This is a genomic window from Bradyrhizobium sp. 35 (genome assembly GCF_023073215.1).
GTDB lineage: Bacteria > Pseudomonadota > Alphaproteobacteria > Rhizobiales > Xanthobacteraceae > Bradyrhizobium > Bradyrhizobium canariense_D.
Genome location: NZ_JADPJC010000144.1, coordinates 230,667 through 253,437 on the forward strand (window position 1 = coordinate 230,667; position 22,771 = coordinate 253,437).

Sequence of the window (22,771 nt, forward strand, 5' to 3'; positions counted from 1 at the left end):
TGGCATTGCGCGCGGTCCGTCAAAAAACCAAAGCATTCTCGTGACATATGGTCTAAGGGTGCCTTGAACTTGCCATGAAGATGGCCCTGAGATTTGATGGTTCCAGATGATTTGGCTTTGGCCGCGGGGAGAGCTTGAAATGACGGATTTTCGTCGCCTGACCGGGGTGTTTGTGGCTGCGATCGGCCTGATCCTGTCCGCGCCCCACGCCTACGCCCAGCAGCCCGACCGCGGCGACGAGCCGGGCCTGGTCGCCGACGATGCCTATGAGCTCGATCCGGAATGGCAGAAGCAGGTCGTCTACTTCCGCACCACCGAAGCGCCCGGCACCCTCATCATCTCGACCGCCGAACGGCATCTCTATCTGGTGCAGCCTGGCGGTCGTGCGATCCGCTACGGCATCGGCGTCGGCCGCGACGGTTTTCAGTGGCAGGGTCTGGTGAACATCACCAACAAGAAGGAGTGGCCGGACTGGACGCCGCCGCCGGAGATGATCCAGCGCCAGCCTTATCTGCCGCGCTTCATGGCCGGCGGCCCCGGTAATCCGCTCGGTGCGCGCGCCATGTATCTGGGCACCACGGTCTACCGCATCCACGGCACCAACCGGCCCGACACGATCGGCACCAAGGTCTCCTCCGGCTGCTTCCGGCTCGTCAACCGCGACGTCGCCGATCTCTACGATCGCGTCCCTGTCGGCACCAAGGTCGTCATCCGGCAGAAGCCCGAACTCTGATCTCCTCGCATTAGCGAATATTCCTTTTCCCGATTTTTCGAGAGAGCAACATGATGCGCACTTTTCGTGGCGGCCTGCTGATCGGGCTCGCAGTCGCCGTGCTGGTCGCCGTCCTGGCCATCATCTATGAATTCTACGACACCCGCACGTTGAAGCGCACCGTCCGCCGCGGCGAAGTGCTGTGCGGCGTCAACAAGGGCCTGCCGGGCTTCTCGATCCCCGACGACAAGGGCAACTGGACCGGCTTCGACGTCGATTTCTGCCGCGCGGTGGCTTCCGCGATCTTCAACGACCCGAGCAAGGCGAAATTCGTCGCGCTCGATGCCAACGAGCGCTTCAAGGAATTGCAGAGCCGGAAAGTGGACATCCTCTCGCGCAACTCGACCTGGAGCATGGCGCGCGAGCTCGACTACGATCTCTATTTCCCCGCGGTCGCCTATTACGACGGCGCAGGCTTCATGCTGCCGCGCGCGCGCAACAAGGAGACCGCGCTGGACCTGACCGGGAGCAAGGTCTGCGTCCAGACCGGGACCACCACGGCGCTCAACGTCGCGGATTACTTCCGTGCCAACAACATGAAGTATGAAGAGGTGAAGTTCGACAAGCTGGACGACGTCGTGAAAGCCTACGACACCGGCAAATGCGACACGCTCTCCGCCGACGTCTCCCAGCTCTACGCGCTGCGGCTGAACCTGTCGAAGCCCGGCGACAGCATGATCCTGCCGGACATGATCTCCAAGGAGCCGCTCGCCCCCGTCGTGCGCCAGCGCGACGACGACTGGATGATGATCGTGAAGTGGACGCTGTACGCGATGATCAACGCCGAGGAGCTCGGCGTCTCCTCGGAGAACATCGACGAGGCCCTGAAGTCGAAGAAGCCGGAAGTGATGCGGCTGGTCGGCACCGAGGGCAATTACGGCGAGCAGCTCGGCCTGACCAAGGATTGGGTGGTCCGCATCATCCGCCACGTCGGCAATTACGGCGAGATGTACGAGCGCAACATCGGCGAGAAGTCGAAGCTGAAGATCCCGCGCGGCATGAACCAGCTGTGGAATGCGGGCGGCGTGCAGTACGCGCCGCCGGTGCGGTAAGAGGTCTTTGTCGTCCCGGCCTAGTGCGCAATTGCGCACGGGGGGCCGGGACCCGTAACCACCATCGGAAATTGTAGCGGCAGCTAGCAACTCCGAGTCTTTCTCAAACTGCTCCCTGGGGTTATGGGTCCCGGCCTTCGCCGGGACGACACCTCTATTCGAGGCGCAGCTGTGCCCATTGGTACCCTCGCCTCAATACCCCCGCGCCCTTGCCAGCTGCTCGGTGTGGTAATTGGCGTCGCCGAACAATTCCTCGCACACGCGCGCGCGCTTCATAAAGAAGCCGATGTCGAACTGGTCGGTCATGCCCATGCCGCCATGCATCTGCACGCCTTCCTGCACCGCGCGCGTGGCGGTGGTGCCGGCGCGGGCTTTCGCCACTGCGACGGCTGACGCCGCCTTGGCGACGTCCGTATCGAGCGCTTGCAGCGCCTTCATCACGGCGGCGCGGGTGATCTCGATATCGACATAGAGTTCGGCGGCGCGGTGCTGCAGCGCCTGGAATTCGCCGATCAGCTTGCCGAACTGCTTGCGGCTCTTCAGGTACTCGACGGTACGGTTGAACACCTCTTCGCTCAGACCCACCATTTCGGAGGCCACTGCGCCCCGCCCGATATCGAGCACGCCGTGGAGCAAGCCGGCTCCCTGGTCGACTTCGCCGAGCACGCTGTCGGCATCGACCTCGACATTGGCAAGCTCGATCCGCGCCGCATTGTGCGCGTCGACCATGATGGTGCGCTCGATCGCAACGCCCTTGGCCTTGGGGTTGACCAGGAACAGCGTCAGCCCCTCGCGCTCGCCGGCTGAGCCGGCCGTACGCGCAGCGACGATGAGGAGATCGGCAACGTGACCGTCGACCACCAGCGCCTTGGCGCCGGAGAGTTTGAAGCCGTTGCCGGCGCGCACGGCCTGGAGGCTGGTCTGAAGCGGGCGGTGTTTTGCGCCCTCGTCGATCGCGAGCGTCGCGAGCAGGGAGCCGTTGGAAATCTTCGGCAGATACTCCGACTTCTGCGCGGCATTGCCGCCACGGTTCAGTGCCGAGGCCGCGACCACGCTGGTTGCGAGGAAGGGCGAGGGCATCAGCGTGCGGCCGATCTCCTCCATCACCACCCCGGCCTCGACATAGCCGAGGCCGCTGCCGCCGAACTCTTCCGGCACCAGCAAGCCGGCAAAACCCATCTCGGCGAAGGAATGCCAAAACTCCCTGGAGAAGCCGATGGGGTCTTTGCTATCGCGCAGATGCCGCAAATGCGACACCGGCGCCTTGTCGCTGATCAGCCCGCGCGCGCTGTCGCGGAGCATCGATTGTTCTTCGGTGAGGACGAGGGCCATGTGCAATGTCTCTAACGTCTGGCGGAATGCATGTCTGTTGTTGTCATTCCGGGGCACGCGAAGCGTGAACCCGGAATTTCGAGGTTCTCAGGTGCGCAACCGCGCACCTTAGTTCGGTCCTGCGGACCGCCCCGGAACGACGCTGGGGTTACGCCCCCGGCAAATCGAGGATGCGCTTGGCGACGATGCCGAGCATGACCTCGGTGGTGCCGCCCTCGATCGAGTTGGCCTTGGTCCGCAGCCAGGCGCGCGGACGCGCTCCTTGTTTCGAACGCTCGCTCTCCCATTCCAGCGCATCGACGCCGCCGGCCGACATCAGGATCTCGTAACGGCGCTTGTTGAGCTCGGTCCCGTAATATTTCATCGCCGACGAGAACGCCGGATGGGCCTGACCGGCCTTGGCGAGATCGACCGCGCGCTCGGCGCAGGCGCCAAGGGCCGCTTCGTCGACGTCGAAGCTGGCGATGCGGCCACGCAGCATGGAATCGTCGAGCCGTCCCTGCGCATCGGTGCCGACGGAATCGGCCGCAATCTGGCCCAGCGGACGGCCGACGCCGCGCTCGCCCATGCCTGATATCATCGCGCGCTCATGCTGGAGCAGATATTTTGCGACGTCCCAGCCGCGATTGACGGTGCCGACCACATGCGATTTCGGCACGCGGACATTGTCGAAGAAAGTCTCGCAGAACGGCGAGTAGCCGGAGATCAGGAGGATCGGTTTGGTCGTCACGCCCTTCGAGGTCATGTCGAACAGGATGAAGCTGATGCCGTCATGCTTCTTCGCGGCGGCATCGGTGCGAACGAGGCAGAAGATCCAGTCGGCGTAGTTGGCATAGGAGGTCCAGATCTTCGACCCCGTAATGATGAAATCATCGCCGTCGCTCTCGGCGCGGGTCTGCAGCGAGGCGAGATCGGAGCCGGCGTTCGGCTCGGAATAGCCCTGACACCAGCGGATCAGGCCCGCGGCGATCTTTGGCAGATGCTCCTTCTTCTGGGCATCGTTGCCGTATTTCAGCAGCGCCGGCCCGAGCATCCAGATCCCGAAGCTCGACAGCGGGGGCCGCGCGCCGATCCTGGCCATCTCCGCGCGCAGCACCTTGTGCTCCGCGGCGCTTAAGCCCCCACCGCCATATTCCTTCGGCCAGTCCGGTACGGTCCAGCCCTTGTCGCGCATGCGTTCGAACCAGATGCGTTGCGGCTCGGACGAAAATTTTGCGTTACGTCCACCCCAGAACACGTCGGCGTCGGACGTCGCGGGCTTGCGCATTTCCGGCGGGCAATTGGCTTCCAACCAGGCGCGCGTTTCGCTGCGGAATGTTTCGAGATCGGCGGTCTCAGTCTCGCTGGCCCTGGAGTCAGTCATAGGTCGTTTCCATCAATCTATGTCGGTTTGTTGGGCGCGACTCTGGGCCAAGCTCCCGCGGAATTCAACCACTTCCGTGTCACGCATCCGCTATAGTCGCCGCCACGGCGAGCTTGAAAACAAAGAGGAAACAACAATGCGCCTGAAGCTTCTTTCGCCTGGCGAAATGAACGAGAGCCAGCGGCAGACCTATGACGAGTCGATTGCCGGCAAGCGCGGCAGGCCGCCGGCACCGATGATGGCCTGGCTCAACAGCCCCGACATGGCCCGTCACGCCACGCGGCTCGGCGAGGTCCTGCGTTACGATACGATATTTCCCGCGAAACTTTCGGAGATCGCGATCCTGGTGACGGCGCGGCACTGGACCGCCCATTACGAATGGTACGCGCACAAGCGGCTGGCGCTTGCGGGCGGCATGGACCCTGACATCATCGACGCGATCCGCGACCGCCGCACGCCCGTCTTCGACGATCCCAGGGCTAAGATGATCTACGACGTCGCAAAATCGCTGCATGAGGGCCACGGCGTCGAGAAGGGCCTCTATGACGAGGCGGTGAAGCTGCTCGGCGAGCGCGGCGCGGTCGAGGTGATTGGTCTCTGCGGCTATTACACGCTGGTGTCGATGACGCTGAACACGTTTGAGTTCGAGCTGCCGGAGGGCGAGGTGCGGGAGCTGTCGTAAGTTGCCTATCCGGAAACGCTGGGTTTCGGGATCGGCCGGTAGCACTGTCCCGAGGCCGGACTTATGTGGAGTTCATCAACGGAGCAGCCGCATGTCGCAAAACCAAGCCGTCGCCGCCGGCACCAGGATCGGCCACGTCCATCTCAAAGTCGCCGATCTCGATCGCGCGCTGGGCTTCTATTGCGGCGTGCTCGGTTTCGAGCTGATGCAGCGCATGGGCTCGGGCGCGGCCTTCATCTCGGCCGGCGGCTATCACCACCACATCGGGCTCAACACCTGGGAGAGCAAGGGCGGCTCGCCGCCGCCGCCTGATGCGACCGGGCTCTATCACACCGCGATCCTCTATCCGACGCGGCCGGCGCTGGCGGATGCGTTGCACCGCGTGCTCTCGGCCGGCATTGCGCTCGACGGCGCCAGCGACCACGGCGTCAGCGAGGCGCTGTATTTGCGCGATCCGGACCAGAACGGTGTGGAGCTGTATTGGGACAAGCCGCGGGAGCAATGGCCATTCGGGCCGGACGGCAAGCTTTCGATGTTCACGAAGCGGCTGGATGTGGAGGAGCTGCTGAAGCAGCGGGAGGCCTAGTCCGCACCTCGCCACTGCACGAGCCTCAGGACCCATCCGGCCACATAGAGCCCGACGCCGAACACGGCATGCGTGAGTAGCGTGTTGAGACGCGCCACGTTGGGACGTGGCGCGTGATGGGCTGCAATGCCGAGGCCCATGCCCGGCTGCATGATCAGGAAAGGTGCCGCCACGCTGCCGATTCCGACGATCAATGCGGGGCCGACACGCGGGGAATGCAGCCAATCGAGCCCCCAGATCGCCAGCAAGACGGCCGCGAACGCAATGCCGATCAGGTAGTGCGCGGCCCACCCAATCAGGCGCTCGCGTGGAGCCGGATCGGGTGCCGCGATCTTAAGATGCCGATACTGTCCGCGCGCGAGCAGGATGAGCCAGCGACCTAGGAGTCCATAGTCTAGCGATGGGATTCCAAGAACATGCGCGCGGAGAACTGCCCAACCATCGATCACGGCCGTTGCACCGGATCCGATCAAGGCGGCGCCGACCAGAAATTCAATCATTTCACCCATTCGAGACCTCGCCTGCCGCGTCGGTTGAAGCCCGCGCCTGGATCATCCAGCATGCGGCGGTAAAACGGATCGCATCTGCCTCCACGTAGGGGGCGAAGGCGGGCCGCACCGCATCCACGACCCTTTCGCGCAATCCCCTGTCGGCGTCCTGCAGGATCGTTCCGACGGGTCCCAGCCAACCGACATAGCGAGCGAGTTCGCTGGCAGGAAAGCGGCATGGAATATCCACCGGCCGGATGTCGATCTCGGTCCAGCCGCTCTCCAGCAGGATGGTCCTGACCCGATCTTTGTCAGCGAAGGCGAACTGCCCCGGACCGCCGGATGGACGGGCAGGCATATTCGGCAGAAGGGGCGCGGCGGCTCGTTCGGCCGCCGTCATGAACGGATTCTCCGCTGCGCCCCGCCATGCAACGACGGCGAGCCCGGCGCCTTCGGCGGCAGCGCGCCTCAGATTTGCGAAGGCCGCAACGAGGTCTTCGAAGAACATCACGCCGAGACGTGAAATGATCGTATCGAAGCTCGCCGGGTCGAATTTATGGTGCTGCGCATCGGCGCAGATAAAGCTGGCCGAGGTGCCTTCGCGCTCGGCGCGGGCCAGCGCCGCCCCGATCATCGGCGCGGAGATGTCGATGCCGACCACACGGCTGCCTTGCCCGAGCTTTCGAGCGACCGCAACGGTCAGACCACCAGTGCCGCAGCCGACGTCCAGAACGCGACGATTGGAGCCGGCAGGAACGGCCTCGCACAGCGGCCTCTCGAATTGCTTGAACATCTCATCCAGGATGTCCTGGGTCTCGACCCAGGCGCGTCCGGCGGGACCATTCCAAAGCCTCATCTGCTCAATCGCCTTCTGCATAGCGTCCATGATGGTTTCCCCTTTCGTCTTGCCTTGGCGGCGTTGGACGCGGCATACTGCCAGTTCAAGTGAACTTGAGGTCAAGAGGCGTGATGACGATCGATATCGCCGAAGTCGCACGGCGCTCCGGTGTTCCGGCGTCGACGCTGCGATTCTATGAGGAAAAGCGGTTGATTGCCCCGATCGGCAGGCGCGGCCTGCGCCGGCTGTTCGATCTGGAGATCCTGGATCGCCTGGCGCTGATCGCGCTGGGGCGCGCGGCGGGCTTCTCGCTCGATGAAGTTGCCCGGATGTTCGCACCCGACGGAAGGCCGCGTATCGACCGGCGGAAGCTTGCCGCCAAAGCCGACGAGTTGGACCGAACGATCCGCAAGCTTATCGCGATGCGCGACGGCCTGCGCCATGCCGCGGCCTGTCCGGCGCCAAGTCACATGGAATGCCTGCATTTTCGCCGCCTCATGCGGGTCGCGGCATTGGGAAAGGCGAGGTCGCCCAAGCGGGCACCGCGCGCGCCGCGATCAGACTGAAGCGGTCGATCGCCTTGTGTGCCCCCGCACCATGATCAACGCCGCGGCCACCAGCTCCAGCGCAATACACAGATAGAACGGCAGCTCATAGCCACCGGAGAAATCGCGCAGAAAACCGACCACGCCGGGGCCGAACGCATAGGTCACCTGGTTGATCGCAGTGTTGAGGCTGATCAGCACGCCGAACGAGGCGGAATCGAATTCCTGCTGCACGATCAGCGACGGCAGCGTGATGAGATTGCCGACCGAGAAGCCGAATAACGCGCAGGCGGCGATCAGCACGTAATCATTGTGCAAATTGATGACGACGAGAAGCGCCACGGCCTGGCTCAGAAACGACAGCGCCGAGGCGAGCCGCTGGTTGAGTCGGTCGATCACCAGCGAGAACAGCACCCGGCCGATCACCGCCATCGCGGTCAGCACCGCAACCGCGACGGCCGCGCGCTCGCGCCCGATCACGGGATCGAGGAACGAGATCAGGTGGACGATGAAGCCGACCTGCGCGAACAGCACCAAAGCAAAGGCAATGGTCACGGTGAGGAAGCCGACATCGCGCAACGCCTGGCTACGAATCTGCGCCGACGATTGCGGCTTCGTTTTCGTCGCGGCGCGCCGGCCATGGAGATCGGGCGGGCGGCCGACGACAATCAGGATCACCGGCACGAGCAGTACCAGCATGGCGCCGGCGACGATAAACATAGCGCTGGCGAAGCCGACATGGCCGATCAAGCTCACCAGCAGCGGCACGCCGACGATGCCGCCGAAGCTTGCGCCGTTCAGCGCGAGGCTGATCGCCATGCCGCGCTTCTGGTCGAACCACAGGCTGATCGTGTTGGTGATCATGGCCAGGCTCGTGCCGGCCCAGCCGAAGGCGAGCACGGCGTTCGCGAGATAAAGCTGCCACGGTTCGCGCACCGCGCCGATCGCGACCGCCGCGGCCGACATCGCCAGCGTCCCTGCGATCAGGCCGAGGCGCGGGCCGTACTTGTTGACGGCTTCGCCGACGAAGACGACGAGCAGCGCGCCGAACAGATAGAAGAACGTCGTGGCCGACGAGATCAGCGAGGCCGACCAGCCGTGCGCACGCTGGAGCTCGGCGACATAGACGCTCTGGCCGTAGAAGCCGAGCCCCCAGCCGAAGGTCGCGAGCAGGAAGCAGACCGCAACGATGCGCCAGCCTTCGTAGCGGAGAGAGGATTCGTCGACGGATCCGTCGTGTCGAGGGTTATCGAGCATGCCGCTTACTCCGTCATGCCCGGACTTGTTCCGGGCATCCACGTTCTTCGATCCGCGCGCTCAAGACGTGGATGGCCGGGACAAGCCCGGCCATGACGACATCTAGTAACCTTCACCAGAAAATCACTTCGACCTGGATCGAACTATCAACGCTGCTGACAGCCTCCCGCCATCTCAGATCGCATCCGGGAACTCGCCCATGGCCGCGTCGAGCCGCGCTTTGCGGCGACGGGTCCAGGACGCCAGCGAGAGCACGGCGAGACCGAGCAGCACCGGCGGAAACACCACCATGTTCACCGCGGACCAGCCGTAACTGGCGAGCAGTTGGCCGGACGAGAACGAGCCGATCGCCATCATGCCGAACACCAGGAAATCGTTGAAGGCCTGCACCTTGTTGCGCTCCTGCGGCCGGTGCGTCTCCAGCACCAGCGCCGAGGCGCCGATGAAGGAGAAGTTCCAGCCGACACCGAGCACGATCAGCGTGGCCCAGAAATGCATCGCGGTGATGCCGGACAGGCCGATGCCGGCCGCGCCGGCCTCCAGCAGCAGGCCGGCGGCAACGATCTTGCGCGCGCCGAAGCGGGCGATCAGCGCGCCCGTGAAGAAGCTCGGCCCGTACATGGCGACGATGTGCCATTGAATGCCGAAATTGGAATCTGAAACGCTCAAGCCGCACAGCTTCATGGCAAGCGGCGCCGAGGTCATCACCAGGTTCATCATGGGGTAGGAGATGACGCCGCACAGCGCCGCTGCGATGAAGCGTGGCTGGGTCACGATCTCGAGCAGCGGCCGCCCGCCATGAAGATCGGCCGGCGCCGGTTTCGGCATGTCGACCCCGGCGACGATGCCCATCGCGATGAGCGCGACAGCCGCCTGGACCAAGAAGCTGAAGGCGAAGAGATAAGGCTGCCAGACATCCATGGTCCATTGCACGAGCTGCGGACCGAGCACGCCGGCGAACACGCCGCCCGCCATTACCCAGGACACCGCCTTGGGTCGGTACGCCGCGCTGGCGCCGTCGGCGGCAGCGAAGCGATAGGACTGCGCCACCGCGCCGTAGAGGCCGCCAAGAAAAGTCGCCAGACAGAACAACGGAAACGAAGCGTGCAGGATCGCGAAGCAGCCGAGCAGGCCGGTGAGCGTACCCAGGCCCGTGCCGATGATGAAGGCCCAGCGGCGGCCGAAGCGACTCGATATCGCGCCGGTCGGCAGCGTGCCGGCCGCAAGCCCCAGCACGTACATCGACAGCGGTACCGTCGCGAGCGACATGTCGGGTGCAAGCGTCGCACCGACGATGGAGCCGGTGGCGAAGATCACCGCCGAATTGGCGCCGGTCAGCGCCTGCGCGGCAGCAAGGCGCACCACATTGGCGCGCACGCGGGCGTCGGCGGCGACCTCATTGGCTGCAGTCACATCCAGCATCGGCATTTCCGCCCCAACGGGCTTTTAAGTGCTTTCAAGGGCTCGCTTGATTCCCGGCACTATGGCGGGACGCGGGAGGGCGGGCAACCGGCGCAAACGGGCGCAGGCCATGTCTCTGACGCAATCGGGCCGATGATAATGGGCCGCGCACTTGACGGCTTGCGCTCGATCAAATCCTATCCGCCGCGACCTTCCGGAGTTTCGTTCATGTCCGTCGACGACAGGCCTACGCTCAGCGCTCCTGACGACGATCCCTGGCTCTGGCTGGAGGAGATCGAAGGCAAGCAGGCGCTCGATTTCGTCACGCGGCAGAACAGCCTGACACTCGACGCGTTCGGCGGAGCGGCCTTCGCGCGCGATCGCGACATCCTCGCGGCGATCTACGATCGTCCCGACAACATTCCCTATGTCAGCCGCCGCGGCACCAAACTGCACAATCTCTGGAAGGACGCCACCAACCCGCGCGGCCTGTGGCGGAAGACTTCCCTCGCGGAGTTTCGCAAACCGCATCCGACGTGGGAAATCATGCTGGATGTCGACCAGCTCGCGGCACGCGAAGGCGAGGACTGGCTGCTGAGCGGCATCACCACGCAGCCGGGAAGCGCGCGCGCCATTTTGGGGCTGTCGCGCGGTGGCAGCGATGCCGTCACCTTGCGGGAATTCGACCTCGACACCAAGAGTTTCGTTGCGGACGGATTTGCGCTGTCGGAAGCCAAGGGCGGCGCCGATTGGCTCGATGCCGACACGCTGCTGCTGTCGAGCGCCCATGGCGAAGGCATGGCGACGAGCTCGGGATATTCCCGGACGGTTCGACTGTGGCGGCGCGGCCAGCCTGTCGATCAGGCGCAGGTGATCATCGAGACCACGGCCGATCATATGGCGATCTCCGGCATCGTCGACGACACCGCTGCGGCCCCGCGCAGCTGGATCGTCGACCAGATCGACTTCTTCAATCATGCGCTCTGGCTGCGCGACGCAGACGGTGCGACGACGAAGCTCGATCTGCCGACCGGCATCTGGTTGCAGGCGCATGGCGACTGGTTCGCGATGAAGCTGCGCGAAGCCTGGTCGATCGAGGGCAAGACCTATGCCGCCGACACCGTGCTCGGCATGTCGCTCTCGGCGTTCCTCGCCGGCAGCCGCGATTTCGCGGTGCTGTTCGAGCCGGAACCTCGCCGCGCCCTGCAAGGCCTGTTCTGGACCGGAGGCAAGCTGGTGCTGTCGATCCTCGACGAGCTCCAGCCGCAATTCGAGATCTGCACGCCGTCGGCCACAGGCTGGAGCCGCGCGTCGCTCGGCGGCCTGCCGCAGATCGGCGTCGTCGACATCTGGCCGCTGGATCGCCATCCCTCCGAGAGCAATGGCGACCTGCTTGCCAATGTGCAGGATCCGCTGACGCCGCCGTCGTTGCTGCTGATCGAGCGCGGCGTCGCGAGCCCGACCGTGTTGAAGCAGGCGCCGAAAACATTCAACGCCGACGGCCTCGTGGTGACCCAGCACGAAGCGATCTCGACCGACGGCGAACGCATCCCCTATGTACAGACCGGCCCCGCCGGCGAGACCGGCGATGCACCGGTCTATATGAGCGCCTATGGCGGCTTCGCCCATTCGGTGAAGCCGTATTACAACCCGTCGCTCGGCAAGCTGTGGCTGGAGCGTGGCGGCACCACGGTGCAGGCGAATTTGCGCGGCGGCGGCGAATTCGGCACGCGCTGGCACGATGCCGGCCGGCTCGCCGGCAAGAAACTGTCGCACGACGATTTCGCCGCCGTTGCCGCCGATCTCGTCCGCCGCGGTGTGACGACGGCAAAGCGCATCGCCGCGCAGGGCGGATCGAACGGCGGCATCCTCATCACCAACATGCTGGTGCGATACCCCGAACGTTTCGGCGCGCTGTTCTGCACCATCCCGCTGATCGATATGCGCCGCTACACGAAGCTGCTCGCCGGCGCGAGCTGGATCGCGGAATATGGCGATCCCGACAAGCCCGAGGAGTGGGACTGGCTCAAGTCCTACTCCGCCTATCACAACGTCAAGGCCGGCCAGCCGTATCCGCCGATCCTGATCGCCACCACGCGACGCGACGACCGTGTCCATCCCGGGCATGCGCGCAAGATGGCGGCAAAGCTCCAGGCCATGGGCTACGAGGCCTGGTTCTACGAGCCTGAAGCCGGTGGCCACGGCTACGGCAAGGACAACAAGGAGCGCGCCGGGTTCGAGGTGATTGGCTTTCGGTTCTTAAAGGACAAGATCGGGTGGAAGGACGAGGGCTAGCGTTTGCGGCGCTGACATCTCCGCACGGTCATGGCCGGGCTTGACCGGGCCATCCACGCCTTAGCTGGTGCACGAAGAACGTGGATGCCCGGGACAAGCCCGGGCATGACGACCTCCTATCGCGCGAATACCAAGGTCAGATTGTTCGCGGGCATGTCCATCGTATCGACAAGGCGAAGACCAACGCCGCGGGCAAGCGCCTCGACATCGGCGATGTCACGCACGCCCCAGTCGGGATTGCCTTCACGCAGGGAGGTGTCGAACACCGCATTGCTGAGCGCGATGTGCTTGCCGCCGCGCTTGAACGGGCCGTAGAGGAACAGCTTGCCGTCGGCCCGCAAATAGCGGCCGGCGCCGGCGAACAGACCCTCGGCGACGCTCCATGGCGCGATGTGGATGACATTGGCGCAGAACAATGCGGCAAGACTCGACGGCCCCTGCCCGCTTTTCATCTCCGGGCACCAGTCCGGATCGGTGAGATCGATCCGCAGCGGCGAGCGGATGTTTTTGAGACCTGAATGAACGCGCCAGGCCTCGATGCTCTTGAGGTGGCGCTGGTTGAGATCGCTGGGCCACCAGATCAGGCCGGGCGTGTGACGGGCGAAGTAGACCACGTGCTGGCCGGTTCCGCTGCCGAGCTCGACCACGTTGCCGGTGCAGCCGGCGAGATGCCGTTCCAGTGCCGCCCAGAGCGGCTCGTGATTGCGATGAAATGCCGGCGCATCGAGCCGCCCATCCGACTCGACCCGACCGCCATCCCTGCCGAATTCGACGACATATTCAGCCAAGTGAGGTCCCCTTGAAAAAACGAGAACGCGATGAAAACAGGTTGAGCGCCCAAACGCTCAGGAAACAGCCGGCCCGCGCCACGGTCCCTAACTCTCGGACCAAGCCGGCTGAACAAATAATCTCTTTAGTTGCAATCGGGAAGATATTAACTCCATTTTGTCGCGTGGATAGTCTTGATTGTCAGGCGGCGCCCTTTGTGCTTTGGAACGCTTCTATTTCGTAATCGAGACCATCGCATAACGCCTCGGAATAACGCCTTGACCGCCTTTTCCCGGACGCCCGTTCTGTTCATCTTGCTGGCCATTGCAGCCGGCCTCGCCACCCCGGCGTGGGCGCAGTCCGCTGTGGCCGACGGCCAGAAACTCGCTTTCGACCGCGGCAAGGGCAATTGCCTGACCTGCCATGTCATCAGGGGTGGCGACCTGCCGGGAACGATCGGGCCGGAACTGAAGGACCTCAAGGCCAAGTACCCCGATCGCAACGAACTGACCGCGATCATCTTCGACGAGACCAAGCGCAATCCGCAGACCATGATGCCGCCGTTCGGCCGGAACCGGATTTTGACCGAACAGGAGATCAGCGCGATCGTTGATTTCCTGCAGACCCTGTGACTTCAGGCATGCCACGAGATTTGGTTGGGAGACCAGAGATGACCACACTCACCGGCCCAAGCGCGACGCGGCGCCTGATCCTTCAGGGCGCAGCCTCGGTCGCGTTGCTCGGCCTCGGCAATCTGCCGTTCGGCGCCGCGCCCGCGCGCGCCGCGGCCAACGACAAATATCCGGAAGAGGCGTTCAAGCAAAAGAGCGAGGCTGACGCCATCAAGGCGCTCTACGGCAAAACCGCCGAGCCGTCCGACAAGGTCAAGCTGGACGCCCCCGAGATCGCCGAGAACGGCGGTGTGGTGCCGATCTCGGTGACGACGACACTCGACAAGGTCACCTCGATTTCATTCTTCGTGGCCGAGAATCCCAGCGCGCTGGCCGCCAGCTACAGGATTCCCGAAGGCACGATCCCTGCTGTCGCCAACCGGCTGAAGATGGCCAAGACCACCAACGTGGTCGCGATCGTGGAGGCCGACGGCAAGCTCTACAGCGCGACCAAAGAGGTCAAGGTCACCGTCGGCGGCTGCGGCGGCTAAGCGAGGAAGATCGAGATGGCATCCAGCATTCGCGTCCGCGCCACCACCAACGGCGACATCACCGAGGTGCAGGCGCTGATCCAGCACCCGATGGATACCGGCTTCGTCAAGGACGCCAAAGGCGAACTGATCCCGGCGCATTACATCCAGCAGCTGAAATTCGAATGTAACGGCAAGGACGTCTTCGTTGCCGATTGGGGCACCGCGGTCTCGAAGGACCCCTACGTCAAGTTCAGCTTCAAGGGAGCCAAGAAGGGCGACGATCTCAAGGTCTCCTGGACCGATAACAAGGGTGCGTCGGACACGACCACTGCGAAGATCTCGTGATGAAGGCCCGCACCACCATCCTGCTTGGTTCGTTGAGCGCCGCGCTCGTCGCGTTGGCCCTCACCTCTCCACGCGTGGTGGCGGCCGACAAGGTCGATCCCATCGCCGATGCCAAGGCGTTCCAGAACTTCTTCTTCCAGAAATTCCCTGATGTGAAGCACGAGGATTTCGTCAACGGTCCTTATTCCATGAACGAGGACATGAAGCGGCAGTGGCAGGAGAAGGAGGAATTCCCGCCCTACGAGTTTGCGCTCGACGCCGGCAAGGAGATGTTCGCCACCCCGTTCAAGAACGGCAAGACCTATGCGGACTGCTTCCCGAACGGCGGCATCGGCATCCGCCAGAACTATCCTTATTTCGACGAGAAGGAAGGCAAGGTCGTCACGCTGGAGCTGGCGCTCAACCGCTGCCGCGAGGCCAATGGCGAGGCGCCCTATTCTTACGTCAAGGACGAGATGGCCTCGCTCACGGCGTACATGGCCTTCACCTCGCGCGGCAAGCCGATGGACATCAAGATCCCCGACGATCCTCGCGCGCTCGCGGCATTCGAGAACGGCAAGCGCTATTTCTACACCCGCCGCGGCCAATTGAATTTCTCCTGCGCGAGCTGCCATGTGCAGAGCCCGGGTGAGCGCATCCGCGCCGAGATCCTGGCGCCGGCGCTTGGCATTCTGAACGCGATGCCGATCTACCGCTCCGAATGGAGCGGCATGGGCACCACCAGCCGCCGCTTCGTCACCTGCAACAGCCAGACCCGCGCGGTTCCGCTGGAGCCGCAGGCGGATGAATATCGCGACGTCGAATATTTCCTGTCCTACGTCGCCAACGGCCTGCCGATATCGGGACCGGGAGCGCGGCCATGAAGCTGTCACTCCCTTTCGTCCGGCTGCTTGCCTTGCTGCTTACCCTCGGGCTCGCGCCGGCGGCGCGCGCGGCAGATGAGGCAGACTACAAGGCGGCCTTTGCCGCCGCCGAGGCCGCCTCCAAGGAGGCCGCCGGCATGCGCAACCAATGGACCGTGACCGTCTCGACGCTGGCCGCCGCAAAGAAGGCGGCCGATGGCGGCGATTTCGACCGCGCCGTGGCCGCAGCCAGGGAGGCCGAGGCGCTGGCGAAGGCGTCGATCTTCCAGGCGATTTCCGAAAAAGAAGCCTGGAAGGCGATGGAAATCCGTTAGACTGTTCGCTTGTGCAACAGCCTTGCGACCGTGAGAGGGCGCGGAGAATTTCTGGATGGCGATCCGCCGCCGCGATTTCCTGAAGAATGCAGGCCTTGCTGCCGCATCGCTGAGCCTGCCGCGGCTTGCGCTCGGTGCTGAGGCTGCGAGCATTTACGACCTCGAACGGTTCGGCAATGCGCGCATCCTTCACCTCACCGACACGCATGCGCAACTCAATCCAGTCTATTTTCGCGAGCCCAGCGTCAATATCGGGATCGGCGAGATGGCGGGACGGCCGCCGCATCTGGTCGGCCGCGCCTTTCTCGACCGTTTCGGCATCAGGCCCGACAGCGCGGATGCCTATGCCTTCAGCTGCTTCGAGTTCGAGAAGTCCGCAGGCCGCTTCGGCAAGCTCGGCGGCTTCGCCCATCTGAAGACGCTGATCGACCGCTTGCGTGGCGATGTCGGCGAAAAACGCTCCGTGCTCGTTGACGGCGGCGACCTCTGGCAAGGCTCGGGACTTGCCAACATCATGCAGGGCCGCGACATGGTCGAGGCCGCAAACCTGCTCGGTGTCGAGGCGATGACCGGGCATTGGGAATTCACCTATGGCGAGCAGGCGCTGCGCGACAATCTCGCGCGCTTCAGGGGCGAGTTTCTGGCGCAGAACGTTTTTCTCACCGAGGAAGCCGCATTCAATGATGCCCCGGCCTTCGACAAGGCGACGGGACGCGTGTTCAAGCCCTCCGTGATCAAGGAGCTCGGCGGCCATCGCGTCGCGATCGTCGGCCAAGCCTTCCCTTACGTGCCGATCGCGCATCCCAAACGGTTCACGCCGGACTGGTCCTTCGGCATCCGCGAGGAAGAGCTCCAGAAGCATGTCGACGGCCTGCGCGGCACCGACAAGGTCGATGCGGTCATCCTGCTGTCGCATAACGGCATGGACGTCGATCTCAAGCTCGCAAGCCGCGTCACCGGTATCGACGTCATCCTCGGCGGCCATACCCATGATGCGATCCCGCAGCCCATCGCCGTGAAGAATGCGAGCGGCACGACGCTCGTCACCAATGCCGGCTCCAACGGAAAATTTCTGGCCGTGCTCGATCTCGCGCTCGACAAGGGCAAGGTCGGCGACGTCAAATATCATCTGCTGCCGGTCTATTCCGAGCTGTTGAAACCCGATCCCGGGATGGCCGAACTGATCGGCCGGTTGCGGGCACCCTTCGTCACCGACTGGTTGGAGAAGATCGCGACGCCCGATCGCCTGCTGTATCGACGCGACAATTTCGCCGGCCCGGTCGACGAGCTGATCTGCAGCGCGCTGCGCACCGAGTTCGACGCCGAGATCGCGCTGTCGCCGGGCTTCCGCTGGGGCGTCACCGGACTGTCCGGCCAGGCACTGACGATGGAGGATTTGCTCGCGGAAACCGCGATCAGCTATCCCGAGACCTATGTGCAGGAGATGACCGGCGCGGAGATCAAGGACGTGCTGGAAGACGTCTGCGACAACCTCTTCAATTCCGATCCCTATTACCAGCAGGGCGGCGACATGGTGCGCGCCGGTGGGCTCAGCTACACCTGCACGCCGACGGCGACGATCGGCAGCCGGATCTCGGAGCTGAAGCTCAATGGCGGCAAGGCGCTCAGTGCCAGCCACCGCTACAAGGTCGCGGGCTGGGCCTCGGTCAACGGCCAGCAAGGCGCGCCGGTGTGGGATGTGGTGGCAAAATATCTGCGCTCGGGCCGGATGTTTCAGGAGCGGCTCGGCTCCGGCGTCACGCTAAAGGGCGTCGAGGGTAATCCGGGCATCGCAGGACAGGGATGATGCGGTCGCAAACCCTATCCGCGATGCTGCTGGCGCTGTTCGCCTGGGCGGCGATGCCACCGGCTTTCGCGCAGCAGGTGCCGCTCCAGGACAAGCCGTTCGCCGAGCACAAGATCGTGCTGCAGCTCTCCGATGGCGATGCCAGGAAGCAAGCTCTGGTGCTCAGCGTCGCCAACAATTTGCTGAAGGCCTACGACCCCGACAAGGTCGCAATCGAGGTGGTGGCGTTCGGTCCCGGCATCGACCTCCTGTTCACCGGCAGCGAGCGCCGCAAGCAGGTCGAGAGCCTGATCGCGCAAGGCGTACGCTTCGACATCTGCCTCAACACTGTCGACACGATCGAGCGGGAGACCGGCAAGCGGCCGGAGTTCATCCCTGCCGCTACGCCGGTGCAGGTCGGGGTCGGGCAGATCCTGTTCCTCAGCGAGAACGGATACACGGTGGTGAGGCCCTGAGCCTTTTGTCGGGGCGAAGCGTCGCGGCATACTCGGTGTCATCGCCGGCGAAGGCGGGCGATCCAGTACTCCGAGACCGCGAGGGGTACGGGAGGGCGCGGCGTACTGGATTCCCCGCCTTCGCGGGAATGGCAGCCGTGGCTAGGTGACGCCCACCCGCCCGTCACAGGAATAAAAATCTTCCAAATTTTCTTGCTTACACAGTGAATTGCTTCTCTTGTAAGCCCGAAATGTAATAGAATCTCGGGGTAGTTCACGCCGGGTCTTGCCATGATCTTCCGCCAGCTCTTCGACAGTGTTTCGGGCACCTACAGCTATCTCCTGGCGAGCCGCGCCGGCGGCGAGGCGCTGATCCTCGATCCCGTGCTGGAGAAGGTCGACCGCTACTGCCAGCTCCTGCGCGAGCTCGATCTCAAGCTGGTCAAGGCCGTGGACACCCATCTGCACGCCGACCACGTCACCGGCCTCGGCGAGCTGCGCGACCGCACCCATTGCATGACCGTGATGGGCGACCAGACCAAGGCCGACGTGGTGGCGATGCGGGTTGCCGACGGCGACAAGGTGACGATCGAGGGCCTGTCGCTCGACGTGATGTACACGCCCGGCCACACCGACGACTCCTACTCCTACTTGATGGGCGACCGCGTCTTCACCGGCGACACGCTGCTGATCCGCGGCACCGGCCGCACCGATTTCCAGAACGGTTCGTCGCGCGCGCAGTACGATTCGATCTTCAACCGCCTGCTCAAGCTGCCCGACGAGACCATGGTGTTCCCGGCGCATGACTACAAGGGCGACACCGTCTCCACCATCGGCGAGGAGAAACGCTACAATCCGCGGCTCCAGGTGCGCTCGGTCGACGACTATATCGAGCTGATGGCCAATCTGAAGCTGCCCAATCCGAAGATGATGGACGTCGCGGTGCCCGCCAACATGCATGTCGGCCTGCACCAGGAGGAGCTGGAGAAAGAGGGCCGCGTGCTCCGCGCCGTCGAGGCGATCCGCAGCCTCGGCCGTCCCGATATCCTGCTGGTCGATTTGCGCGAGACCAATGAGCGGATGAAGCACGGCATGCTCGAAGGCGCGCTGCATACACCCTATCCGTCCGTTGAGGACAGCCTCAAGCCCGGCGGCATGCTGCGCGAGGTCGCGGCCGCCACCGGTCGCCGCGTCGTGTTCTTCTGCGCCTTCGGCGAACGCTCTGCGATGGCTGTCGCCGCCGCCAAGGAGGCCGGGCTCACCAACACCGCCCACATCGCCGGCGGCATCGATGCCTGGAAGAAGGCCGGCGGGCCGGTGGTGCACTGACCGCCTTGAGATAAGTCAGGAACTGCACATATCTTCCGGATAGGTTTGGGCGCAGCATCACTGTCCGGGACCAGCCATGGCCAAGATCGGCAAGCCGAGCGCGCCGCCCAAAATTGCGGACGACGCGCCAGCAAAAGACAAGGCGAAGAAGCCTCAGCCTCCGCGCGACACCGAAGACGATGATTACGAAGACGGCGACATCGCGACACCAAAGCGCGACCGCTACGGGCCGGACGACGAGCCGTTTTGAGGGGCTCGTCTCTTGCCACGCTCTCAACTGTCGTCCTGCCCCGCGCTACTGCCATGCGCCTGCGTTCATGGACAAATAACCGCTCTGCCCGATAGTTTGCGCGTCTCCAAAGGACGTGAAACGGAACTGCAATGGTCGACGTTCTCGCCGCACCGCAGCAAGGCAAGGCGGACAGCGCGCTACGCACGCTGACGGGAATTTCGATCGCGCATTGGGTCAGCCATTTTCATCTGCTGGTCCTGCCGATGCTGTTTCCCTTCCTCAAAAATCAACTCGGCGTCGGCTACGTCGAGCTCGGCTTCGCGCTGACCGTGTCGGCCGTGGTGTCGGGGCTGACGCAGGCGCCGACCGGCTATCTCGTCGACCATTTTGGCGCGCGAAAGATTTTGCTGGGCGGCCTCACCCTCGGCGGCCTCGCGCTGATCCTGCTTGGCCTGCATCTCAGCTACACCTCGCTGATCGCCTGCGCCGTGCTGCTCGGGCTCGCCAACAGCGTCTACCATCCCGCCGATTACGCCATCCTCGCCGAGCACATGGACGAAGCGCGGATGGGCCGCGCCTTCTCGATCCATACCTTTGCCGGCTATTTCGGCGGCGCGGTGGCGCCGGCGATCGTCGCCGCGATGGTCATCGTGTCAGGCGGTGTCGGTGCGCTGATCGCATCGGGCGTGATCGGCGTTCTGGTCGCGGTGTTGCTGGTGACCATGAACATTCCCGATGCCGGCGCGCACAAGACCAAGCCAGGCACCGAGAACGCACCCAAACAGGCCGTGATCACGCCGGCGCTGATCACGCTGACGGCACTGTTCATGCTGCTCAGCCTGTCGGTCGCCGGCATCAACAATTTCGGCGTGGTGGCGCTGATGAGTGGCTATGGCGTGACCTATTCCGCGGCCAATGTCGCGCTCACCGCCTTCCTCGGTGCAAGCGCCGCCGGCGTGCTCGCGGGCGGCTTTCTTGCCGACCACACCGAGCGCCACGGCTATGTCGCCGCCGCCTGCTTCGCCGCGAACGCGGCGATCGTGCTGCTGATCGCGCTGGTCACGCTGCCGGGCTGGGCGCTGACCGCCACGATGGCGGCCGCGGGATTCCTCTCCGGCGTGATCGCGCCTTCGCGCGACATGCTGGTGCGCAATGCAGCACCTCCCGGCGCGGCGGGGCGCGCCTTCGGCATCGTCTCCACCGGCTTCAATCTCGGCGGCATCGTCAGCCCGCTGTTGTTCGGCTGGATTATGGACCAGAGCGCGCCGCATTGGGTGTTCGGCGCATCCGTGATCTTCATGGTCGCGACGGTGGTGCTGTCGCCGTTCACGGAGCGGAAGCGGCAAATCGCGGCTTGAGCAACAAACTCAATTGTCGTCCCGGCCTAGTGCGCAATTGCGCATAGGGGCCGGGGGTCCATAACCACGAATCGGAGTTGTGGCGCAAAGCTGCCAACTCCAAGTCTTCGCCAAACTAAAAATCGTGGTTATGGATCCCGGCCTTCGCCGGGATGACAGTTGTGATTGGGTTGGCTGAAGTGGCCCCTTACGTCGGCGACACCGCGCTATTCAGCGGCGCTGCCTGCGGAGCAGCTCCACCGGTCAGCCTGGCCTTTTCCGTGTTGGGCCAGAGCAGGAGCAGCCCGAGCGCACCGGAGCCGACCATGATCGCGGCGTTGATGGTGAAGCCGGTCATGTAGCCGTCGAGCATGCTGCCGGCGCGCTGGATTACGCTGCCCATCACGAGCGGCGCGATGATGCCGGAAAGCGTATAGAGCGCACCGTAGATCGCGAGAACCGCGCCGCGCTGCGACGTCGGCGTGAACTCGCCGAGCATGGGCGGGCAGACGACGTAGATCGCGCCGCACAGGCCGGAGCCGACCACGAGCAGGGCGATCTGGAGGCCGGCACCTTGGACGTGCGGCATCATCGCGAGGATCAGGCCGCCGACGATCAGCGGCACAGAGCCGAGCACGCCGCGGGAGATCCGCGACGTGTAGCCGCGTGCCAGCATCACCTGCGAGATCCAGCCCGTGAGAATGACGATGGTCGCCCCGAACACCCAGGGCAGGATCGAGACGAAGCCCGCCTGAGACTGCGAGAAGCCGAGGCCCTTGACGATGAAGGGCGTGAACCAGGTGAGCCCGAGCGACAGCGCCCAATAGGCGCCGAAGGTCGCGGTCACACAGCCGATGAAAGTGCGCGATGTCAGAAGCTGGAGATAGGGTATTTTCGGTTCGATCACGGCCGATGCGTGGGTGTCCAGCGGGCCTTCCTTGCCGAGTGCGAGCCAGGCGGCGACCCAGATCAGGCCGACGATTCCAAGCGCACCGAACGCATAGTGCCAGGAATGATTGACGATGATCCAGTTCAGCGCCGGGACCGCCAGGATCACGCCAAAGGCCGAACCTTGCGACAGGATTGCGGTCGGCATCGTGCGCTTCTCGTCGGGGAACCATTTGTAGACTGCGTGCATCGCCACCGAGGCCGCCGGGCCTTCGCCGGCGCCGAGCACGATGCGGCAGATCAGGAGTGTGGTGAAAGAGACGGTGCCGACCATCGGAAACTGCGTCAGCGCCCAGATCACCGCGAGCGTCAACAGCACCCAGCGGGTCGGTACCTTGTTGACGATGAAGCCCACCACGATCGCCGAGATCGAGAACAGGAAGAAGAACGACGAGCCGAGCAAACCGAACTGCTCGGGCTCGAGCTTCAGCTCGGTCATGATCGGAACGCCCGCGAGACCGACGACGATCTTGTCGGCGAAGTTCACCAGCATGAAAAGAAACAGGAGAAATGTAACGGTCCAGGCGCCCTTTGGCGTTTGCTTTTGCGTTTGCTTTTGCGTTTCCTTCGACGTTTCCTTGGACATCCCCGTCATCTTGCCCGCCGCGGGCTGCGTTGCCTGAGCGCTCATCGTTCTCC

General features: G+C 64.1%; 25 protein-coding genes. 17 read left to right on the top strand and 8 right to left on the bottom strand.

Annotated elements, in window-relative coordinates:
* The first annotated feature begins 139 nt into the window (after positions 1-139).
* The gene (locus tag IVB36_RS29820) at positions 140-733 is read left to right on the top strand and encodes a L,D-transpeptidase (RefSeq protein WP_018456001.1); all 594 of its coding nucleotides are present in this window, start codon (positions 140-142) and stop codon (positions 731-733) included.
* 53 nt (positions 734-786) lie between these two features.
* Positions 787-1,824: an amino acid ABC transporter substrate-binding protein gene (locus IVB36_RS29825; protein WP_026233067.1), complete on the top strand. Its 1,038-nt coding sequence runs from the start codon at positions 787-789 to the stop codon at positions 1,822-1,824.
* Between the two features lie 192 nt (positions 1,825-2,016).
* Here the strand turns inward: IVB36_RS29825 and IVB36_RS29830 are convergent, their stop codons facing one another.
* Both IVB36_RS29830 and IVB36_RS29835 read right to left on the bottom strand, forming a co-directional pair.
* Positions 2,017-3,156, bottom strand: coding sequence for an acyl-CoA dehydrogenase family protein (locus IVB36_RS29830; RefSeq protein WP_018455999.1), 1,140 nt, complete (start codon positions 3,154-3,156; stop codon positions 2,017-2,019).
* A 148-nt stretch (positions 3,157-3,304) separates the two neighbouring features.
* Complete coding sequence (locus tag IVB36_RS29835; RefSeq protein ID WP_085349645.1) at positions 3,305-4,519, bottom strand: acyl-CoA dehydrogenase family protein; 1,215 nt, start codon at positions 4,517-4,519, stop codon at positions 3,305-3,307.
* 136 nt (positions 4,520-4,655) lie between these two features.
* Between IVB36_RS29835 and IVB36_RS29840 the strand changes: the two genes are divergently transcribed.
* Positions 4,656-5,201: a carboxymuconolactone decarboxylase family protein gene (locus IVB36_RS29840; RefSeq protein WP_247394036.1), complete on the top strand. Its 546-nt coding sequence runs from the start codon at positions 4,656-4,658 to the stop codon at positions 5,199-5,201.
* A gap of 91 nt (positions 5,202-5,292) precedes the next feature.
* Positions 5,293-5,787 carry a VOC family protein gene (locus IVB36_RS29845; protein WP_018455996.1) on the top strand — a complete coding sequence of 165 codons (495 nt, stop codon included), beginning with the start codon at positions 5,293-5,295 and terminating at the stop codon, positions 5,785-5,787.
* Here IVB36_RS29845 and IVB36_RS29850 read toward each other — a convergent pair.
* Both IVB36_RS29850 and IVB36_RS29855 read right to left on the bottom strand, forming a co-directional pair.
* On the bottom strand, positions 5,784-6,296 hold the full coding sequence (locus IVB36_RS29850; protein WP_018455995.1) for a DUF2938 domain-containing protein: 513 nt from the start codon (positions 6,294-6,296) through the stop codon (positions 5,784-5,786). The genes IVB36_RS29845 and IVB36_RS29850 overlap by 4 nt on opposite strands.
* On the bottom strand, positions 6,289-7,044 hold the full coding sequence (locus IVB36_RS29855) for a class I SAM-dependent methyltransferase (RefSeq protein WP_247394154.1): 756 nt from the start codon (positions 7,042-7,044) through the stop codon (positions 6,289-6,291). Before IVB36_RS29855 ends, IVB36_RS29850 begins: the two co-directional genes overlap by 8 nt.
* On the opposite strand from IVB36_RS29855, the gene IVB36_RS29860 reads away from it, so the two are divergent.
* Complete coding sequence (locus IVB36_RS29860; RefSeq protein ID WP_247371729.1) at positions 6,946-7,224, top strand: hypothetical protein; 279 nt, start codon at positions 6,946-6,948, stop codon at positions 7,222-7,224. The two genes, IVB36_RS29855 and IVB36_RS29860, sit on opposite strands and share 99 nt — an antisense overlap.
* A gap of 17 nt (positions 7,225-7,241) precedes the next feature.
* Entirely contained in the window at positions 7,242-7,679 is a 438-nt protein-coding gene (locus tag IVB36_RS29865; RefSeq protein ID WP_026233065.1) for a helix-turn-helix domain-containing protein, read from the top strand.
* Here the strand turns inward: IVB36_RS29865 and IVB36_RS29870 are convergent.
* The gene (locus tag IVB36_RS29870) at positions 7,671-8,915 is read right to left on the bottom strand and encodes an MFS transporter (protein WP_018455992.1); all 1,245 of its coding nucleotides are present in this window, start codon (positions 8,913-8,915) and stop codon (positions 7,671-7,673) included. The two genes, IVB36_RS29865 and IVB36_RS29870, sit on opposite strands and share 9 nt — an antisense overlap.
* A gap of 174 nt (positions 8,916-9,089) precedes the next feature.
* Positions 9,090-10,337 (bottom strand): MFS transporter, encoded by a 1,248-nt coding sequence (locus IVB36_RS29875; RefSeq protein WP_018455991.1) that lies wholly within the window; start codon positions 10,335-10,337, stop codon positions 9,090-9,092.
* 207 nt (positions 10,338-10,544) lie between these two features.
* Between IVB36_RS29875 and IVB36_RS29880 the strand changes: the two genes are divergently transcribed.
* A complete protein-coding gene (locus IVB36_RS29880; RefSeq protein WP_247394038.1) occupies positions 10,545-12,611 on the top strand; it encodes a prolyl oligopeptidase family serine peptidase in 2,067 nt (688 codons plus the stop codon).
* A gap of 116 nt (positions 12,612-12,727) precedes the next feature.
* Here the strand turns inward: IVB36_RS29880 and IVB36_RS29885 are convergent, their stop codons facing one another.
* The gene (locus IVB36_RS29885; protein WP_018455989.1) at positions 12,728-13,399 is read right to left on the bottom strand and encodes a DUF938 domain-containing protein; all 672 of its coding nucleotides are present in this window, start codon (positions 13,397-13,399) and stop codon (positions 12,728-12,730) included.
* A gap of 258 nt (positions 13,400-13,657) precedes the next feature.
* Between IVB36_RS29885 and soxX the strand changes: the two genes are divergently transcribed.
* The 10 genes from soxX (at position 13,658) to IVB36_RS29935 (ending at position 21,205) form a co-directional block, all read left to right on the top strand.
* Entirely contained in the window at positions 13,658-14,011 is a 354-nt protein-coding gene (gene soxX, locus IVB36_RS29890; protein WP_018455988.1) for a sulfur oxidation c-type cytochrome SoxX, read from the top strand.
* A 38-nt stretch (positions 14,012-14,049) separates the two neighbouring features.
* On the top strand, positions 14,050-14,541 hold the full coding sequence (soxY, locus tag IVB36_RS29895; protein WP_018455987.1) for a thiosulfate oxidation carrier protein SoxY: 492 nt from the start codon (positions 14,050-14,052) through the stop codon (positions 14,539-14,541).
* A gap of 15 nt (positions 14,542-14,556) precedes the next feature.
* Positions 14,557-14,868 (top strand): thiosulfate oxidation carrier complex protein SoxZ, encoded by a 312-nt coding sequence (gene soxZ, locus IVB36_RS29900; RefSeq protein WP_018455986.1) that lies wholly within the window; start codon positions 14,557-14,559, stop codon positions 14,866-14,868.
* Positions 14,868-15,731: a sulfur oxidation c-type cytochrome SoxA gene (gene soxA / locus IVB36_RS29905; protein ID WP_018455985.1), complete on the top strand. Its 864-nt coding sequence runs from the start codon at positions 14,868-14,870 to the stop codon at positions 15,729-15,731. Before soxZ ends, soxA begins: the two co-directional genes overlap by 1 nt.
* Complete coding sequence (locus tag IVB36_RS29910; RefSeq protein WP_018455984.1) at positions 15,728-16,045, top strand: hypothetical protein; 318 nt, start codon at positions 15,728-15,730, stop codon at positions 16,043-16,045. Before soxA ends, IVB36_RS29910 begins: the two co-directional genes overlap by 4 nt.
* 55 nt (positions 16,046-16,100) lie before the next feature.
* Positions 16,101-17,852: a thiosulfohydrolase SoxB gene (gene soxB, locus IVB36_RS29915; RefSeq protein WP_247394040.1), complete on the top strand. Its 1,752-nt coding sequence runs from the start codon at positions 16,101-16,103 to the stop codon at positions 17,850-17,852.
* Complete coding sequence (locus tag IVB36_RS29920) at positions 17,849-18,307, top strand: hypothetical protein (RefSeq protein ID WP_018455982.1); 459 nt, start codon at positions 17,849-17,851, stop codon at positions 18,305-18,307. Before soxB ends, IVB36_RS29920 begins: the two co-directional genes overlap by 4 nt.
* 270 nt (positions 18,308-18,577) lie before the next feature.
* On the top strand, positions 18,578-19,615 hold the full coding sequence (locus IVB36_RS29925; RefSeq protein WP_018455981.1) for an MBL fold metallo-hydrolase: 1,038 nt from the start codon (positions 18,578-18,580) through the stop codon (positions 19,613-19,615).
* A 76-nt stretch (positions 19,616-19,691) separates the two neighbouring features.
* Positions 19,692-19,865: a hypothetical protein gene (locus tag IVB36_RS29930; RefSeq protein WP_018455980.1), complete on the top strand. Its 174-nt coding sequence runs from the start codon at positions 19,692-19,694 to the stop codon at positions 19,863-19,865.
* 131 nt (positions 19,866-19,996) lie between these two features.
* Entirely contained in the window at positions 19,997-21,205 is a 1,209-nt protein-coding gene (locus IVB36_RS29935) for an MFS transporter (RefSeq protein ID WP_018455979.1), read from the top strand.
* Positions 21,206-21,392: 187 nt separating this feature from the next.
* Here IVB36_RS29935 and IVB36_RS29940 read toward each other — a convergent pair whose 3' ends face one another.
* Positions 21,393-22,763 carry an MFS transporter gene (locus IVB36_RS29940; protein WP_247295946.1) on the bottom strand — a complete coding sequence of 457 codons (1,371 nt, stop codon included), beginning with the start codon at positions 22,761-22,763 and terminating at the stop codon, positions 21,393-21,395.
* Positions 22,764-22,771: the final 8 nt, after the last annotated feature.

Bases quoted from the DNA above. Each gene is read 5' to 3' on its own strand.
- IVB36_RS29875 (WP_018455991.1), bottom strand. From the start codon at position 10,337: ATGCTGGATGTGACTGCAGCCAATGAGGTCGCCGCCGACGCCCGCGTG.
- IVB36_RS29930 (WP_018455980.1), top strand. From the start codon at position 19,692: ATGGCCAAGATCGGCAAGCCGAGCGCGCCGCCCAAAATTGCGGACGAC.
- IVB36_RS29835 (WP_085349645.1), bottom strand. From the start codon at position 4,519: ATGACTGACTCCAGGGCCAGCGAGACTGAGACCGCCGATCTCGAAACA.
- IVB36_RS29845 (WP_018455996.1), top strand. From the start codon at position 5,293: ATGTCGCAAAACCAAGCCGTCGCCGCCGGCACCAGGATCGGCCACGTC.
- IVB36_RS29820 (WP_018456001.1), top strand. From the start codon at position 140: ATGACGGATTTTCGTCGCCTGACCGGGGTGTTTGTGGCTGCGATCGGC.
- IVB36_RS29925 (WP_018455981.1), top strand. From the start codon at position 18,578: ATGATCTTCCGCCAGCTCTTCGACAGTGTTTCGGGCACCTACAGCTAT.
- soxY (WP_018455987.1), top strand. From the start codon at position 14,050: ATGACCACACTCACCGGCCCAAGCGCGACGCGGCGCCTGATCCTTCAG.
- IVB36_RS29825 (WP_026233067.1), top strand. From the start codon at position 787: ATGCGCACTTTTCGTGGCGGCCTGCTGATCGGGCTCGCAGTCGCCGTG.
- soxB (WP_247394040.1), top strand. From the start codon at position 16,101: ATGGCGATCCGCCGCCGCGATTTCCTGAAGAATGCAGGCCTTGCTGCC.
- IVB36_RS29870 (WP_018455992.1), bottom strand. From the start codon at position 8,915: ATGCTCGATAACCCTCGACACGACGGATCCGTCGACGAATCCTCTCTC.
- IVB36_RS29935 (WP_018455979.1), top strand. From the start codon at position 19,997: ATGGTCGACGTTCTCGCCGCACCGCAGCAAGGCAAGGCGGACAGCGCG.
- IVB36_RS29850 (WP_018455995.1), bottom strand. From the start codon at position 6,296: ATGGGTGAAATGATTGAATTTCTGGTCGGCGCCGCCTTGATCGGATCC.
- IVB36_RS29940 (WP_247295946.1), bottom strand. From the start codon at position 22,763: ATGAGCGCTCAGGCAACGCAGCCCGCGGCGGGCAAGATGACGGGGATG.
- IVB36_RS29910 (WP_018455984.1), top strand. From the start codon at position 15,728: ATGAAGCTGTCACTCCCTTTCGTCCGGCTGCTTGCCTTGCTGCTTACC.
- IVB36_RS29920 (WP_018455982.1), top strand. From the start codon at position 17,849: ATGATGCGGTCGCAAACCCTATCCGCGATGCTGCTGGCGCTGTTCGCC.
- soxA (WP_018455985.1), top strand. From the start codon at position 14,868: ATGAAGGCCCGCACCACCATCCTGCTTGGTTCGTTGAGCGCCGCGCTC.
- IVB36_RS29880 (WP_247394038.1), top strand. From the start codon at position 10,545: ATGTCCGTCGACGACAGGCCTACGCTCAGCGCTCCTGACGACGATCCC.
- soxZ (WP_018455986.1), top strand. From the start codon at position 14,557: ATGGCATCCAGCATTCGCGTCCGCGCCACCACCAACGGCGACATCACC.
- IVB36_RS29840 (WP_247394036.1), top strand. From the start codon at position 4,656: ATGCGCCTGAAGCTTCTTTCGCCTGGCGAAATGAACGAGAGCCAGCGG.
- IVB36_RS29830 (WP_018455999.1), bottom strand. From the start codon at position 3,156: ATGGCCCTCGTCCTCACCGAAGAACAATCGATGCTCCGCGACAGCGCG.